This window comes from Sandarakinorhabdus sp. AAP62, from assembly GCF_000331225.1.
Classification (GTDB): Bacteria; Pseudomonadota; Alphaproteobacteria; order Sphingomonadales; family Sphingomonadaceae; genus Sandarakinorhabdus.
The window spans coordinates 318097-332817 of record NZ_ANFY01000003.1 but is presented as its reverse complement, the minus strand read 5'-3'; the positions used below and the strand labels follow the sequence as shown (position 1 = coordinate 332817).

Below are 14721 nucleotides of genomic sequence, written 5' to 3'. Positions count from 1 at the left end.
GCCAAGGGGCTGGCCTAACCGCTGCATCCCATGAGCACCGACAATCTGCAAGCCGAAACCCTGGCCGCCATCGCCGCCGCCGCGACGCCCGACGCGCTGGAGGCTGTGCGGGTGGCCGCCATGGGCAAGCAGGGCAGCATCACCGCCCTGCTGAAGACGCTGGGCGGCATGAGCCCGGACGAACGCGCCGTGGCCGGCCCGGCCTTCAACGGCCTGCGTGAAACCGTGACGGCAGCACTGGCCGCGAAGAAAGCGGCGCTGGACGAAGCAGCGCTCAACGCGAAGCTGGCGGCAGAACAGCAGGACATGACCCTGCCCGTCGCGCTGCCCGCCACCGGCAGCATCCATCCGGTTTCCCAGGTGATGGACGAGCTGGCCGAGATCTTCGCCGATCTGGGTTTCGCGGTCGCCAGTGGCCCGGAGATCGAGGACGACTGGCACAATTTCAGCGCGCTCAACATCCCGGAAAGCCATCCGGCCCGCGCCATGCACGACACCTTCTACATCGACGGTCAGCCGCATCTGGTGCTGCGCACCCACACCTCGCCGGTGCAGATCCGCACGATGATGAGCCAGAAGCCGCCGATCCGCATCATCGCGCCGGGCCGCGTCTACCGCAGCGATTCGGATGCCACCCACACGCCGATGTTCCACCAGATCGAAGGGCTGGTGATCGACAAGGGCATCACGCTGGCGCATCTGCGCTGGACGCTGGAAACCTTCATCAAGGCCTTCTTCGAGGTGGACGACGTCGTGCTGCGCTTCCGCCCGTCCTACTTCCCCTTCACCGAACCGTCGGTGGAAGTGGACGTGGGCTACTCAGCCAAGACGGGCAAGCCGGCCGGCGCCGGTCAGGTCGATAAATGGCTGGAAGTGCTGGGCAGCGGCATGGTGCATCCGCGCGTGATCGAAGCCTGCGGGCTTGATCCGAATGAATGGCAGGGCTTTGCCTTCGGCACCGGGGTCGATCGGCTTGCCATGCTGAAATATGGCCTCACCGATCTGCGCGCCTTCTTTGATGGCGACATCAAGTGGCTGAAGCACAACGGCTTCTCCGCCTTTGACCTGCCCTCCATTTCTGCTGGAGCCGTCTCGTGAAGTTCTCCCTGTCCTGGCTCAAGGACCATCTCGACACCAACGCCAGCGTCGATGAGATCGCCGCCGCGCTGACCGGCTGCGGCCTCGAAGTCGAAGGCATCGAGAACCCGGCGGAAGCGCTGGGCGCCTTCACCATCGCTCACGTGCTGACCGCCGATCGTCACCCGCAGGCCGACAAGTTGCAGGTGTTGAGCGTCGATACCGGCAGCGGCGAGCCCTGCCAAGTGGTGTGCGGCGCCCCCAATGCGCGGGCCGGCATGAAGGGCGTGTTCGGCGCGCCCGGCACCTATGTGCCCGGCAGCGGCATCACGCTGAAAGTGGCCGCCATCCGCGGTGTCGAATCGAAGGGCATGATGTGCTCGATGCGCGAGCTCGAACTGTCGGACGAGCATGACGGCATCATCGCTCTGCCAGACGATGCACCGGTGGGCGCGCGCTATGTCGATTGGGCTGGCCTCAATGATCCGGTGTTCGATATCGCCATCACGCCGAATCGGCAGGAATGCCTGGGCGTGCTCGGCATCGCCCGCGATCTGGCGGCGGCGGGCGTTGGCACGCTGAAGGCCCGCACGATTGCGCCGGTCGTGGGCTCGTTCCCGATGCCGCGCCCGATCACCATCGAGGATGCCGAAGGCTGCCCGGCCTTCGCCGGCCGCGTCGTGCGCGGCGTGACCAACGGCGCCTCGCCGGACTGGTTGCAGCGCCGCCTGCGGGCCGTCGGCCTGCGGCCGATCTCGGCGCTGGTCGATATCACCAACTTCCTGAGCATCGACTCCGGCCGTCCACTGCACGTTTATGACGTCGCCAAGTTGAACGGCGGCCTCACCGCGCGCCGTGCCCGCGCTGGCGAAAGCGTGCTGGCGCTGAACGGCAAGACCTATGCGCTCGACGAGACGATGACGGTCATCGCCGACGATGCCGAAGTGCACGACATCGGCGGCATCATGGGCGGCGAGCATTCGGGCTGCTCCGAGACCACCACCGACGTGCTGATCGAAGCGGCGTACTTCACCCCGGAACGCATCGGCACCACAGGCCGCGCGCTCGGCATCAACAGCGACGCGCGCGCCCGCTTCGAGCGCGGCGTTGATCCGCAGTTCGTCGTCCCCGGCCTCGAGCTCGCCACGCAGATGGTGCTCGATCTGTGCGGTGGCGAGGCTTCGGAAATGGTTGTCGCCGGCCAGATCCCCGACACCAGCCGCTCCATCGCCTATCGCCCGTCACGCGTGCTCGGCCTCGCCGGGCTGGATGTCGCCGAAGACGAGCAGGCCGATATACTCGCCCGCTTGGGCTTCGGCGTCACCAAGGGTGATGTCTGGCAAGTTTCCGTGCCGTCCTGGCGGCGCGATGTCGATGGCGAGGCCGATCTCGTTGAGGAAGTCGTGCGCATCCACGGGCTCGACAAGGTGCCGGCCACACCGCTGCCGCGCGCCGAAGGCGTTGCCGCTCCGACCGCGACGCCATTGCAGCGCACCCAGCGCCGCCTGCGCCGCGTGGCTGCAAGCCGCGGCCTGGATGAAGCCATCACCTGGAGCTTCCTGCCGCCAGCCGATGCCGATGCCTTCGGCGGCGCGGCATTCAACCTTGCCAACCCGATCTCGGCCGACATGGCCGCCATGCGCCCCAGCCTGCTGCCCGGGCTGCTGTCAGCAGCCGCCCGCAACATGGATCGCGGCGCAGCCTCCGTGCGCCTGTTCGAACTCGGCCAGCGCTACCTCGCCGACGCCGAACGCCCGACCGCCGCCATATTGCTGGCCGGCGAAGCGCGCGGGCGCGATTGGCGTTCCGGCCCGGCAACAAAGCCCGATGCCTATGACGCCAAGGCCGAAGCGCTGGCCGCATTGGCCGCGCTGGGCGCGCCCGTGCAGCGCCTGCAGGTCGCCGCGCCGGCGGACGGCTGGTGGCATCCCGGCCGCGCTGGCCGGCTGGTGCTGGGCAAGGTGGCGCTCGCCGATTTCGGCATCATCCACCCCCGCACCTCGGCGCAGTTCGACGTGAAGGGACCGGTGGCCGCCGTCGAACTCTATCTCGATGCGCTGCCGCCGCGCAGCCGCAAGCGCGAGGCCTGGGCGCCCAGCCCGCTACTGCCGCTCAGCCGTGATTTCGCCTTCGTGGTTGATGAAAGCCTGCCCGCCGACAGCCTGCTGCGCGCCGTGGCCGGGGCGGACAAGGCGCTGATCACCGGCGTCCGCCTGTTCGATCGCTACAGCGGCCCCGGCATCGAACCGGGCAAGCTCAGCCTGGCCGTCGAAGTCACGCTGCAGCCAACGACGGTCACGCTCACCGAAACCGAGATCGAAGCGGTATCGGCCAAGGTCATCGCGGCGGCCGCCAAGCTGGGGGCCGCGCTGCGCGGTTGATTGCAGGCCTGCCCGCCATCACGTATGAGAGGGCGTGCGGGCACCCTGGCCCCGCGTAATGTGCCCGGAGCCAATGGCCCCCTTCCCCTGGCTGGACGCCTGCATCATCGCCGGCCTGATCCTGCTCAATGGCTTTTTTGCCATGTCGGAACTTGCCATCGTCTCGGCCCGGCGGCCCCGGCTGCGTGGGTTGGCCGAACGCGGCTCATCGGGCGCGAAAATCGCGTTGACGCTGGCCGAGGATTCCAGCCGTTTCCTGTCGGGCGTGCAGATCGGCATCACCTTGGTGGGTATCATCAACGGCGCCTATTCCGGTGCCACCCTGGCGCGGCCGGTGGGGGATCGGCTGGTGCTGTGGTTTGGCCTGCCGGCGCACCTGGCCGAAGAAACCGGCTTTGCCGTGGTGATCGTGATCGCCACCTATCTCTCGCTGATCGTCGGCGAACTCGTGCCCAAGCAGTTCGCGCTGCGCAGCCCCGAAGCCATTGCCGTGCGGGTGGCGCCCATCATGGCGCTGTTCGCGCGGATCACCACGCCGTTCGTCTGGCTGCTCGACCGGTCGAGCCGCTTCGTCTTCCGCCTGCTCGGCCAGAGCCGCGAGGGCGACCAGACGGTGACCGAAGAGGAACTGCGATCGGTGGTGGCCGAAGCCACCACGGCCGGCGTGATCGAGGCGCAAGAGAGCGACATGATCGCCGGCATCATGCGTCTGGCCGATCGGCGGGTGCGCGGCGTGATGACCCCGCGCGGCGAAGTGGAATGGATCGACGCCGATGCGGATGAAGCCGTGGTGCGGGCGCGTCTCGCGGCCACCCCGCACAGCCGCATCCTGGTGGCGCGCGGCGGCGTGGACGATATCATCGGGGTGCTGCAGGCGCGCGACGTGGTGCAGGCGCTGATCGAAGGCAAGCCGCTTGATCTGGCGGCGCTGGCACGGGCCGCCCCGGTGCTGCCGGATGTGATCGACGCCGTGGAAGCGCTCAATGCGCTGCGCGATGCCGATATCCCGATGGCGCTGGTGCATGATGAATATGGCCATTTCGAAGGCATCGTGACCCCCTCCGATGTGCTGTCGGCCATTGCCGGCGCCTTCCGCAGCGATGTCGATAATCATGATGATCCGCCCGCGGTTGAACGTGACGACGGCAGCTGGCTGATATCGGGCGCGCTGCCGGTGGATGAACTGGCGCACAGGCTGGGCGTGCCGCTGCCCGATGATCGCGATTATGAAACGGTGGCCGGCCTGGCGCTGGAACAATTGCGCCACCTGCCGCAGACCGGCGAGCGGTTCCGCGTGGGGCCATGGCAGTTCGAGGTGATCGACATGGATGGCCGCAAGATCGACAAGCTGCTGGCCAACCGCATCGGTGATGGTGGAGCATCGCTGCCATGAGGCGCTTGCCGCTGATCCTCGCGCCGATGTTGCTGGCCGCCAGCCCGCCGCAACCCAGGAAGATTGCCATCCCGGTCGAGGATTATCCCGAAGCGGCCGCCAGCGTGGGCGCGGAAGGCGATGTGGGCCTGGATCTGGCCATCGATGCCAAGGGCGTGGTGACCGGCTGCACCGTCACCGCCGGCGCCGATCTGCCGGCCGGGCTGGCGGGCGACAGCTGCCGCATCGTGCAAAAGAACTGGCGCTTCACGCCGGCGCTGGATGATGCCGGCAAGAAGACCATCGGCCGCGCTTCGTTCACCATCGCCTGGCGCATCATCCGGCGCTGCCCGCCCACCAGCCCGACAACAGTCTGCGTGTTCCTCTAAAACCGGCTCACGCGCCCGCATCACAATTTTCAGGCGGCATGCCATCAAGCGCCAGCGCATAGATGAAGGCAGGCACATCGCCCGCCAGCGTGCTGGCCATCACCAGGGTGCGGCAATAGTTTGGCCCTTCAAAGGCATCGAGCCGGGCCCAGTGCTGCGGCAGATCGGCGGACGTGAAAATGTGAACCGCCACATTGGCACCGTCATCATCGAGCAGCATCCCCGGATAGCCCAGCGCCGCGCCCCACCCCTTGTCGATCAGCACGCCGCGTACCCAGCCGTGGCTCCACGATCCGGCAAGGCCGGCAAGCTGGTGATGATTGGATCGACCTGGCGCCAGCGAGCCATAAACGGCCAGCACAGAATCGGGCTGCGTTGCAGGCGCGGCAGACCGGGCCACGCCGGTTCAGCCCTGCTTCTTCTCGGTGCCGGCATAGGGCGGCACTGATGGCGCGACCGGATCCAGATTGACCCACAGCGCCAGCCCAGCTGCCAGCAGCACGGCGGCGGCGCCCGCCAGCAGTGCCGGCCGGCGGTTGCCAAGACTGCCCGGGCCATCGGGCAGCATCGGCGCGAGCAGCGCCAGCACCGGGATCAGCAGCGGCACCGTGGCAAAGGGCATGGGCGCGCCGATGCCGAGGAAGGCAAAGTGGAACAATTCCGCCCCCAGCGCGAGGCCGGGAATGGCGAGCAGCGCCGCCGGGGCCACTTGGGCCATGCCCGTGGTGCCGGGCCGCGCGCCCAGCACGGCCGCGATGGCCGCCAGCAGCGCCGGCCAGGCCAGCACCGGCCCGGCACCGGGTAGCACGATCTGCGCGACCAACGCGCCAGCAAAGCACAGCGCGGCCCACGTGAGCCAGCGATCCCACAGGCTGCCGGCCGGCGCGGCAGCGAGGAACAGCAGCACCGCCAGCGCTGCCAGCGCCGCCACCATCTCCAGCCGCGGCAGGGCGGCGAGCCGATCATAATATTCGCCGCCGACACTGCCCGAAAGCAGATTGAGGCCGAACATCAACAGCCCCGCGATGATCAGCGCCAGCACGGCCTGGCCCAGCGCCATCAACATGCCGCCCAATGACCATTCTGCCCGCCGCCAGAGCGCCGCGATCACCAGCAGGCCGGCAATGGCCGCCAGCAGCCCCCAGCCGGTGGCCGGGGAATAGGCGATGATGCCGATCAGCGGCGCACTGGCGAACACGGCGTTTTCGCTGCGGGCGGGCAATGCCGGCGCGGTCACGAGATCGCGGGTAATGGCCAGCACGCTGTCCCCCAGGTGCTGAAGCGCGCCCTGATCAAGCCGGTCCGGTGTCATCAACGGGCTGTGATAGCCCCAGGCATCGCCGATGAAGGCAAAATTCAGCCCCGCAATGCCGCGGTCTTTCACGGGTGTGAAATCCGTATCATTGGGCAGGCTTTCATAAAGAGTCACCGCCAGGCTGCTGGCCGAAGCACCCGGCGTCACATCGGCAAGGCGGCGGACGAGATCGCCGTTCTGCGGCCCGGTCTGGAACATCATCGCCCGACCGCCGCCGCCGCGCGCTTCCAGATTGATCAACACGCCGGTGCGGGCCGCGATGGGATCTTCATTATCGCGATAGATGGCGCGTGCGCCGACCAGGCCCAATTCCTCGGCATCGGTGAAGATCAGCACCAGATCGCGGCGCTGCCGGGCCTGCGGGATGGCACGGGCGATTTCCAGCGCCGCCGCAACGCCGGCAATATCATCGGCGGCACCCGGTGATGCCCACACCGAATCATGATGCGCCAACAACGCCACCGCTGGCAAGGCGGCGTCTCCGCCACGGCGGATGGCGACCAGGCTGATCGCGGGCTGGCTGGGATCGCCGCCCCATTTCGCCAGCCGCTGCGCCGGTTTGCCGTTCAGCGGCGTGACCACGCGGCGCGTGGTGAAGCCCAATGTGGCCAGCCGGCGTTCCATATGGGCGATGCCAGCCAGATTGGCCTGTGTACCGGTGGGGTGCGGCTCACGGGCCAGCACCCGCACATCGACCATGGCACGGCCGGCGCTGAACTGATCGGCTGGCGCACTGGCATCAACCGGCGTTGGCGTCTGGATTGTCCACCAGCCGAGCAGCAGCCCGGCGGCAAGGGTGAGCAGGAAAAGCGGCCAGCGGTTCATCGCCGGCCTGCCAACGGCAACGAATACCGACCCAGCCAGGTGATGGCGAGGCAAACCAGCAATAATGCAATGGCCAGCGCCGGGCTGCCACCCAATATGGTGAGATGCGCTGCCGTCGCGCCAACCATGACCATGGCCAGCATCGCCGCGCTGACGGGCGCGAAGCGCGGCACCAGCAGCGCCAGCCCGCCGCCCACCTCCAGCGCGCCGGTGAGCAGGCGGAACCATTGCCCAATGCCCACCTTTGCAAACACCGCCACCATTTGCGGATCAGCCATCAGTTTCCTGGAACCGGCGATCAGGAAGACGGCAGCCGCAGCGATCTGCAGGCCCCACGAAAGGCCCGTGTTCAATCTGGTCACTTCGCCCCCAGCTTCTGGGCCTGGGCCCAGGCCAGATCGGCCAGCGTTTCGAAACCTTCGGCGCTCTTCTTCGCATGGGCCGAAGTGGCCGTGCCGCGGATCACGCGGCCCTTGATGCCGTGGATGATGCCGGCCAGGCGGAACATGTTGTAGGCGACATAGAAATCAATGTCGGGAATCCCGTCGCGGCCGGTGCGGCGGCAATAGGCGTCGATATATTCCTGCTCGGATGGCAGGCCCATCGCTTCCAGATCATTGCCCACCAGCCCCGTCGTGGTGCTGGGCGGCATGCGGTACATCATCAGGTGGTAGGAAAAATCCGCCAGCGGATGGCCCAGCGTCGAGAGTTCCCAGTCCAGTACCGCCAGCACGCGGGGTTCGGTTGGATGAAAGATCATGTTGTCACAACGATAATCGCCGTGAACAATGCTCACCTCGTCGCCGGGCGGGATGTTGGCGGGCAGCCATTCCACCAATTTGTCCATCGCCGGATAGCGGCCCGCATCGACGTCTTCCAGATATTGCTTGGACCAGCGCCCGATCTGGCGGGCGAAATAATTGCCAGGCTTGCCGAAATCGCCAAGGCCAGCCGCCACGGGATCGATCATGTGCAGATCGGCCATGGTCTTGTTCATGGCGTCGAAATAGGCGCGGCGCTCTTCCCTGGGCACCGACGGGAAGGTCGTGTCCCAGATCACCCGGCCGTCGACACAGTCCATGATGTAGAACCAGGTGCCGATCACGTCATTGTCCTGGCACAGGCCAAAGGTGCGCGCGACCGGGAAACCCTGCGCATAGAGCGCGGTGATCACCTTGTATTCGCGGTCCACGGCGTGGGCGGACGGCAGCAACTGGCCCGGCGGCTTCCTGCGCAGCACATAATTCTGGCAGGGCGTGATCAGCTTATAAGTCGGGTTGGATTGCCCGCCCTTGAACTGCTCGATGGTCAGCGGGCCGGCATAGCCTTCGACATTGGCCTGCATCCACGCGCCAAGCCGGCTGGCGTCGATCTCCTGGCCGGGACGCACCGCGCTGGTGCCCGAAAATTGTTCTTGCCGATCGCTCACGTGCGCCTCTCCCCAAAACCCCGGCGCTGGCGGAAATCAGGCGGTTTTGCCGATATCCCGCCGGAAATGGCCGCCGTGCCACTTGATCTTGCGAATAGCTGCATACGCCAGCGCGCGCGCCTCGGAAATATCATGGCCCAGCGCCGTGATATTGAGCACACGGCCGCCGGCCGCGACCAGCCTTCCATCCTCGCTGCGCCGCGTGCCGGCGTGGAACACGTGGCAGCCCAGCGCTTCGGCGGCCGACAGGCCATCGATCACCGTGCCGGCCACCGGCCGCCACGGATAGCCCTTGGCCGCCATCACCACCGTCACCGCTGCATCCCTGCTCCATGTCGGATCGACAGCGGCGAGGCTGCCGGTGGCGGCGGCCCACATCAGTTCGACGGCGTCAGACTCCAGCCGCAACATCAGCACCTGCGCTTCGGGATCACCCAGCCGCACGTTGTATTCGATCAGCATCGGGCCATCGGCGGTGAGCATCAGCCCGGCATAAAGAAAGCCCTGAAACGGCGTGCCGCGCGCCTTCATGGCGGCCAGCGTTGGCAGCACGATGCGCTCCATCGCCTGGGCTTGCAGTTCCGGCGTCAGCCGCGGGCTGGGCGAAATCGCGCCCATGCCGCCGGTGTTCGGCCCTTCATCGCCATCGCGCAGCCGCTTGTGATCCTGCGCGGTGGGCAGCACCCGCACGGTTTCGCCATCGGTGAGGATGAACAGGCTGGCTTCCGGCCCTTCCAGACATTGCTCCACCACCACCGGGCCATGGATTTCGGCCAGCGCGGCCAGGCCTTCCTCGTTGGTTTCGGCCACTGTCACGCCCTTGCCGCCAGCGAGGCCATCGGCCTTCACCACCACGGGGAGCGGGTGCACGGCGACATAATGATGGGCATCGGCTGCGCTGGCAAAGCGCCGAAACCGCGCCGTGGGAATATCGTATTCCGCGCACAGATCCTTGGTGAAACCCTTGGAGGCTTCCAGTTCCGCCGCTGCCGCCGAAGGCCCAACCACGGGCACGCCCACGTCGCGCAGCGCATCGGCAACACCGGCCACCAGCGGCGCTTCCGGGCCGACGACGACCAGCGCGATGCCATTGGCCGCCACGAAATCGACCACGGCCTTGGGGTTGTTCGCATCGAGCGCCACGCACTGCGCCACTTCGGCAATGCCGGCATTGCCCGGCGCGCACAGCAGCCGGCCACAGCGCGGCGACTGTTTCAATTTCCAGCACAGGGCATGCTCGCGGCCGCCGCCGCCCAGCACAAGGATATCAACAGATTCGTAGGCTGCGCTCATGGTCCCTTCCCTATCATGCCAAAATGTCGCGGCAAGGCAGTTTCCCGCTGGCCATCCAGGGTTTAAGGAATAACGCGTGAACGAACCGGTCAACAACACGCCCGAATATTCGGTCAGCGAAATCGCCAGCGCCCTGAAGCGCACGGTAGAGACCGCCTTTGGCCAGGTGCGCGTACGCGGCGAGCTTTCGGGCTTCCGCCGTCAATCCAGCGGCCACTGGTATGGCAGCCTGAAGGACGAGCGCGCCCTGATCGATCTCGCCATGTGGCGCGGGCCTGCGGCGAGCCTCTCGTTCCGGCCCGAAGATGGCCTGGAAGTGATCGTCACCGGCAAGCTCACCACCTATCCTGGCCGTTCCAAATATCAGTTGATCGTGGAAAGCATGGAGCCGGCCGGCGTCGGCGCGCTGCTCGCCCAGATCGAGGCGCGGCGGCTGAAGCTGCAAGCCGAAGGCCTGTTCGATCCGGCGCGCAAGAAACAGCTGCCGTGGCTGCCCGGGACCATCGGCGTCGTCACCAGCCCGACTGGCGCCGTGATCCGCGACATTCTCCACCGCCTCGCCGATCGCTTCCCGCGCCGCGTGCTGGTGTGGCCAGTGGCGGTGCAGGGCGAAGGATCGGCCGCGCAGGTTGCGAATGCCATCGCCGGCTTCAACGCCATAGCGCCGGGCGGGCCAATTCCGCGCCCCGATCTCATCATCGTCGCGCGCGGCGGCGGCTCCATCGAGGATCTGGCGGCGTTCAACGAGGAAAATGTCGTGCGCGCCGCCGCCGCCAGCCAGATCCCGCTGATCAGCGCCGTCGGGCACGAGACGGACACGACCCTGATCGATTTTGCCTCGGACTGGCGCGCCCCCACCCCGACGGCAGCCGCCGAACGCGCCGTACCGGTGCGCGCCGAACTCACCGCATCGCTGGCCATGCTGGCCGGCCGGCTGGACGATGCCGTGGTGCGCGGCTGGAAATTGCGCCGCGAACGCAGCATCGGCCTGGCCCGCCGGCTGCCGCAACCGCGCAACCTGATCGGCATGGCGGCGCAGCGCATTGACGATCTTGCCGAACGCCTGCCCAATGCGCTGAGCGCCCGCACTGCGCAGATCAGCCTGCGGCTGACCACCGCCAGCGCGCGCCTGCGCCCCGAGTTGCTGACCGTGCGAGCGACACGCAGCGCCGAACGCCTGGCCAGTGCATCGGCGCGACTGGTCCCGGCCCTGGCCCGGCCGCTGAACGCCGACAGCCAGAAGCTCGCCCGCATCGGCGCCGGGCTGCGGCCGTTCCTGATCGAATCGCGGCTGGCCGCAGCGTCGGCCCGGCTTGGCCAGGCTGGGCGCATGCTCGCCAGCCTTGGGCCCGAACAGGTGCTCAGCCGCGGTTATGCCCTTGTCATCGGCCCTGATGGCCATGTCGTGGCCAGCGCCAGCGCTGCTGCCGCACATGCAAGCTTGACGATCCGCTTTGGCGATGGCGAAACGCCAGTCTTCACCAAACCCGCGTCTCCGCAGGGGAGTTTGTTCTGATGCTCGATCGTTTCGGCCGACCGGCCAGGCTCCTGTATGAATCCGGCAGCTATCGCATCCTCGAAGCGGGCGATCATGTGCTGTGCGCGGTTACCGGCCAGCGCATCAATCTGGCCGCCCTGCGCTACTGGAGCCACGAACTGCAGGAAGCCTATTTCAGCGCCGATGTCGCCACGGCGCGCTATGCCGAGATGCGCGCCAGGGGCCAGTTCCCGGCGTGATGCGCTTCCTGGGCCCAAGATATTTTCTTTGGCCGGTGCTCGTGGCCGGCGCGGCGATGACGGTGGCTGCGGCGCCAGTCCCACTGGTGATCGCCCAGCCGCTCACCGCTGTGCAGGGCCAGTTGCTGATCACCGCCCTGCCCGCCGGCAGCCGCGAACTTCGCCTGGATGGCCAGCCGGTGCACCTCGATGCCGATGGCCGCTTCATGCTGGGCGTCGATCGTGATTTTGCCGGCACCAAGCGCCTCGAATGGGTGACGAAGGATGGCCGCAGCGCCCACCGTGATCTGGTGGTGACCGGCCGCGAATGGGTGATCGATCGCCTGCCCGCCCGCCTGAACCCGCCTGCCGATCCCAACGCACCGCGCAACCTGGAATATGAGGCCCGCCGCGAAGCGGAGGTTGCGCGGGTGAAGGCCGCCCGCGCCTCACTGTCGCCATGGCCATTTTGGCGAGCGCCGTTCCAGTGGCCCGCCGTGGGCCGCATCTCCACCCACTTCGGCGCCCAGCGCGTCTATGGCGACGTGCCCGCCAATTATCACAGCGGCATGGATATCGCCGCCCCGCACGGCACGCCGGTGAAGGCGCCCATCCCCGGCGTGGTGCGGCTGGCGGCCGGGCCATTCATGCTGGAAGGCAATCTGATCATCATCGATCACGGCCGCGGGCTGTTCTCGGCAATGATGCATCTTTCCAGGCTGGAGGTGAAATCCGGCGACATCGTGGCCCAGGGCCAGGTGATCGGCCGTATCGGTTCCACCGGCCGTTCCACGGGCCCGCATTTGCACTGGGGCATGACCTGGCACGGCGTGCGTGTCGATCCCGAAGCGCTGCTGCCCCCAATGCCGAAAGACCAGACCTGATGACCGACCGCCCCGCTCTGTTTGCGCTCAACCGGGCGCTGGATCGCCCGGCGATCCGCGCGGCGCTGGCCGAAAACCGGCTGGTGCAGGTCGAGAATTTTCTGGAGGCCCAATCAGCCGAAACCCTGTGGCAGGTGCTGCAGCAGCAGACTCCGTTCGGCCTGGCCTGGGCCGGCGATGGCCAGCCACATGGCCAGCATGTCCGCGCCGAACAGATTCCGGCCCTGAGCGCCGAGCAGAAGATGGCCATGGGCAATGCTGCGGCCAATGCTGCGGCTGCCGGGCGCTTTGCCTTCCTTTATGCGCAATATCCGCTGGTCGAAGCCTATGTGCAGAAATGGCACCCCGGCCACCCGCTTTATGGCCTGCTGGAAGAAGTGAACGCCGCGCCGGTCCTCGATTTTGCCCGCGACGTCTCTGGCCATGCCGATATCATCAAGGCCGACGGACAGGCGACCCTTTATGCGGGCGGGCATTTCCTGACCGATCACGACGATCTGGTCGAAGTGGAGGGCCGGCGGCTGGCCTATGTGCTCAACCTGGCCAAGGACTGGAAGCCGGATTGGGGCGGCTATCTGAATTTCATGGATGCCAAGGGCAATATCGTCGCCGGCTTCATGCCGCGCTTCAACACCATGAACCTGTTCCTGGTGCCGTTGCGGCACAATGTCAGCCTGGTGCCGTCCTTTGCGCCGGTGGGGCGCTTTGCCATCACGGGCTGGTTCCGCAACCGCTGATGCTCACCCTGGCCAACAACATCGATGTTGCGGCAGCCAACGCCGCCTTTGCCCGCGATGGCCATGTGCGGCTGCAGCCGTTCCTGGCAGAAGCGGCGGCCATCGCCTGCCTGGCCGAAATGAAGCGCCGCAGCGACTGGGTGCAGGTGATCAACAGCGGCGACAAGGTGTTCGAACTGTCCCGCGAGACCCGCGCCGCGATGACGGCCACGCAGCGTGACGGGCTTGAACAGGCCGTGCTGGCCGGCGCGCAGACCGGGTTCCAATACCGCTATGAAGCGCTGCGCCTGCCCGATGGCACCGCGCCGCCACCCGCCGGCGACAGCCTCATTGCCGGCTGGCCGGCGTTCCTGTCGGGCGCGGAAGTGCGCGGCCTGCTGCAGGCCATCACTGGTGCGGCCGATATCGCCTTTGCCGATGGCCAGGCCACGGCCTATGGCCCCGGCGATTTCCTGACCGGCCATGATGATGCCGTCTCAGGCAAGCACCGCCGCGCCGCCTATGTGTTCAGCCTCAATCCACTGTGGCGGGTGGAATGGGGTGGGCTGCTGCTGTTCCATGCCGATGGCAACCGGGTGCACGGCGTAGCGCCGGATTTCAACAGCCTGGATATCTTTGCCGTGCCGCAGATGCACAGCGTGTCGATGGTGACAGGCTCCGTGCCCAACCGGCGCTATTCGATCACCGGCTGGCTGCGCGCCAACGGCTGAGTCATTCGTTCAGGCGGCGGACGCGGACGGCAATCTGGCCATCGACATTGGCAAGAAACGTGCCCGCGGCCGCCCGGCGGATACGAATTTTCATGCCGGCACGCGGGTCGCGCGGGAAGATGCGGCCATCGGTCTGCACCCACACGCTGTCGTCATCCAGCACAAAACGCCAATTGCCGTTGGCACCGGGCCGGGCGCTTTTCACGACCGCTTCGATTTCCTTCAGAGCGCCAGTTTCGTCGCTCGACTCCTTGTCGCCATCATCCTTGCCGCCGCCAAACAGGTTGAGATTGGGCAGCGCGATGCCAAACAGGCCGCGCCGGGCCTTCTTCACTTCTTCGCGGTCGGCCACCACCACATCACGCTTTTCCACCGCAGCAGCCAATGCGGCCACGCCGGCATCAAGACAGGCCAGCCGCGCGGCGGAATCAGTGAGGGCGCGGCAATCGAGCAGTTTCTGCACCACCGCCGGCGGGGCATTCTTCGGCTTGTCAGCCGCCAGCGCCGGTGCGGCGATCAACAGGGCGGCAGTGGCAGCAATGCGCATGGGCTGAACCTCTCGTAGGCGTCTGCGGTACTGGATACGCCATCAC

15 protein-coding genes are annotated in these 14721 nt (G+C 67.1%); 9 read left to right on the top strand and 6 right to left on the bottom strand.

Going from position 1 to position 14721, the window contains the following annotated elements:
- The first annotated feature begins 30 nt into the window (after positions 1-30).
- The 4 genes from pheS to D619_RS0101785 all read left to right on the top strand — a co-directional run bounded on the left by pheS (position 31) and on the right by D619_RS0101785 (position 5219).
- Positions 31-1098: a phenylalanine--tRNA ligase subunit alpha gene (pheS, locus tag D619_RS0101800; RefSeq protein WP_017666844.1), complete on the top strand. Its 1068-nt coding sequence runs from the start codon at positions 31-33 to the stop codon at positions 1096-1098.
- A complete protein-coding gene (gene pheT, locus D619_RS0101795; protein WP_017666843.1) occupies positions 1095-3458 on the top strand; it encodes a phenylalanine--tRNA ligase subunit beta in 2364 nt (787 codons plus the stop codon). Before pheS ends, pheT begins: the two co-directional genes overlap by 4 nt.
- 73 nt (positions 3459-3531) lie before the next feature.
- Complete coding sequence (locus D619_RS0101790) at positions 3532-4851, top strand: hemolysin family protein (protein ID WP_017666842.1); 1320 nt, start codon at positions 3532-3534, stop codon at positions 4849-4851.
- Positions 4848-5219, top strand: coding sequence for an energy transducer TonB (locus D619_RS0101785; RefSeq protein ID WP_017666841.1), 372 nt, complete (start codon positions 4848-4850; stop codon positions 5217-5219). The genes D619_RS0101790 and D619_RS0101785 overlap by 4 nt, the downstream gene beginning before the upstream one ends.
- 7 nt (positions 5220-5226) lie before the next feature.
- On the opposite strand, the gene D619_RS0101780 is transcribed toward D619_RS0101785, so the two are convergent.
- From D619_RS0101780 to purD, 5 genes are read right to left on the bottom strand one after another with little or no spacing between them, the layout of a single operon-like run.
- Positions 5227-5619 (bottom strand): gamma-glutamylcyclotransferase, encoded by a 393-nt coding sequence (locus D619_RS0101780; protein WP_017666840.1) that lies wholly within the window; start codon positions 5617-5619, stop codon positions 5227-5229.
- A 6-nt stretch (positions 5620-5625) separates the two neighbouring features.
- Positions 5626-7359: a M20/M25/M40 family metallo-hydrolase gene (locus tag D619_RS0101775; protein WP_017666839.1), complete on the bottom strand. Its 1734-nt coding sequence runs from the start codon at positions 7357-7359 to the stop codon at positions 5626-5628.
- Positions 7356-7721: a DoxX family protein gene (locus D619_RS0101770; protein ID WP_017666838.1), complete on the bottom strand. Its 366-nt coding sequence runs from the start codon at positions 7719-7721 to the stop codon at positions 7356-7358. The genes D619_RS0101775 and D619_RS0101770 overlap by 4 nt, the downstream gene beginning before the upstream one ends.
- Positions 7718-8788, bottom strand: a complete 1071-nt coding sequence (locus D619_RS0101765; protein WP_017666837.1) for a phosphotransferase family protein — start codon at positions 8786-8788, stop codon at positions 7718-7720. The genes D619_RS0101770 and D619_RS0101765 overlap by 4 nt, the downstream gene beginning before the upstream one ends.
- A 36-nt stretch (positions 8789-8824) precedes the next feature.
- Positions 8825-10081 carry a phosphoribosylamine--glycine ligase gene (gene purD / locus D619_RS0101760; RefSeq protein WP_017666836.1) on the bottom strand — a complete coding sequence of 419 codons (1257 nt, stop codon included), beginning with the start codon at positions 10079-10081 and terminating at the stop codon, positions 8825-8827.
- Positions 10082-10157: 76 nt separating this feature from the next.
- Between purD and xseA the strand changes: the two genes are divergently transcribed.
- Genes xseA through D619_RS0101735 form a run of 5 tightly spaced genes read left to right on the top strand, consistent with a single transcriptional unit; the run spans position 10158 to position 14128 of the window.
- The gene (gene xseA / locus D619_RS0101755; protein WP_017666835.1) at positions 10158-11597 is read left to right on the top strand and encodes an exodeoxyribonuclease VII large subunit; all 1440 of its coding nucleotides are present in this window, start codon (positions 10158-10160) and stop codon (positions 11595-11597) included.
- Complete coding sequence (locus D619_RS0101750; RefSeq protein ID WP_017666834.1) at positions 11597-11818, top strand: DUF2093 domain-containing protein; 222 nt, start codon at positions 11597-11599, stop codon at positions 11816-11818. The genes xseA and D619_RS0101750 overlap by 1 nt, the downstream gene beginning before the upstream one ends.
- A 35-nt stretch (positions 11819-11853) precedes the next feature.
- On the top strand, positions 11854-12681 hold the full coding sequence (locus D619_RS18410; protein WP_279379366.1) for a M23 family metallopeptidase: 828 nt from the start codon (positions 11854-11856) through the stop codon (positions 12679-12681).
- Complete coding sequence (locus tag D619_RS0101740) at positions 12681-13418, top strand: 2OG-Fe(II) oxygenase family protein (RefSeq protein WP_017666832.1); 738 nt, start codon at positions 12681-12683, stop codon at positions 13416-13418. Before D619_RS18410 ends, D619_RS0101740 begins: the two co-directional genes overlap by 1 nt.
- Entirely contained in the window at positions 13418-14128 is a 711-nt protein-coding gene (locus tag D619_RS0101735) for a 2OG-Fe(II) oxygenase family protein (protein ID WP_017666831.1), read from the top strand. Before D619_RS0101740 ends, D619_RS0101735 begins: the two co-directional genes overlap by 1 nt.
- Position 14129: 1 nt before the next feature.
- On the opposite strand, the gene D619_RS0101730 is transcribed toward D619_RS0101735, so the two are convergent.
- Complete coding sequence (locus D619_RS0101730) at positions 14130-14675, bottom strand: hypothetical protein (RefSeq protein ID WP_017666830.1); 546 nt, start codon at positions 14673-14675, stop codon at positions 14130-14132.
- Positions 14676-14721: the final 46 nt, after the last annotated feature.

Coding starts and splice junctions, on each gene's coding strand:
- D619_RS0101730 (WP_017666830.1), bottom strand. CDS start 14,675: ATGCGCATTGCTGCCACTGCCGCCCTGTTGATCGCCGCACCGGCGCTG.
- D619_RS0101785 (WP_017666841.1), top strand. CDS start 4,848: ATGAGGCGCTTGCCGCTGATCCTCGCGCCGATGTTGCTGGCCGCCAGC.
- pheS (WP_017666844.1), top strand. CDS start 31: ATGAGCACCGACAATCTGCAAGCCGAAACCCTGGCCGCCATCGCCGCC.
- D619_RS0101775 (WP_017666839.1), bottom strand. CDS start 7,359: ATGAACCGCTGGCCGCTTTTCCTGCTCACCCTTGCCGCCGGGCTGCTG.
- D619_RS0101750 (WP_017666834.1), top strand. CDS start 11,597: ATGCTCGATCGTTTCGGCCGACCGGCCAGGCTCCTGTATGAATCCGGC.
- D619_RS0101790 (WP_017666842.1), top strand. CDS start 3,532: ATGGCCCCCTTCCCCTGGCTGGACGCCTGCATCATCGCCGGCCTGATC.
- purD (WP_017666836.1), bottom strand. CDS start 10,081: ATGAGCGCAGCCTACGAATCTGTTGATATCCTTGTGCTGGGCGGCGGC.
- D619_RS0101735 (WP_017666831.1), top strand. CDS start 13,418: ATGCTCACCCTGGCCAACAACATCGATGTTGCGGCAGCCAACGCCGCC.
- D619_RS0101740 (WP_017666832.1), top strand. CDS start 12,681: ATGACCGACCGCCCCGCTCTGTTTGCGCTCAACCGGGCGCTGGATCGC.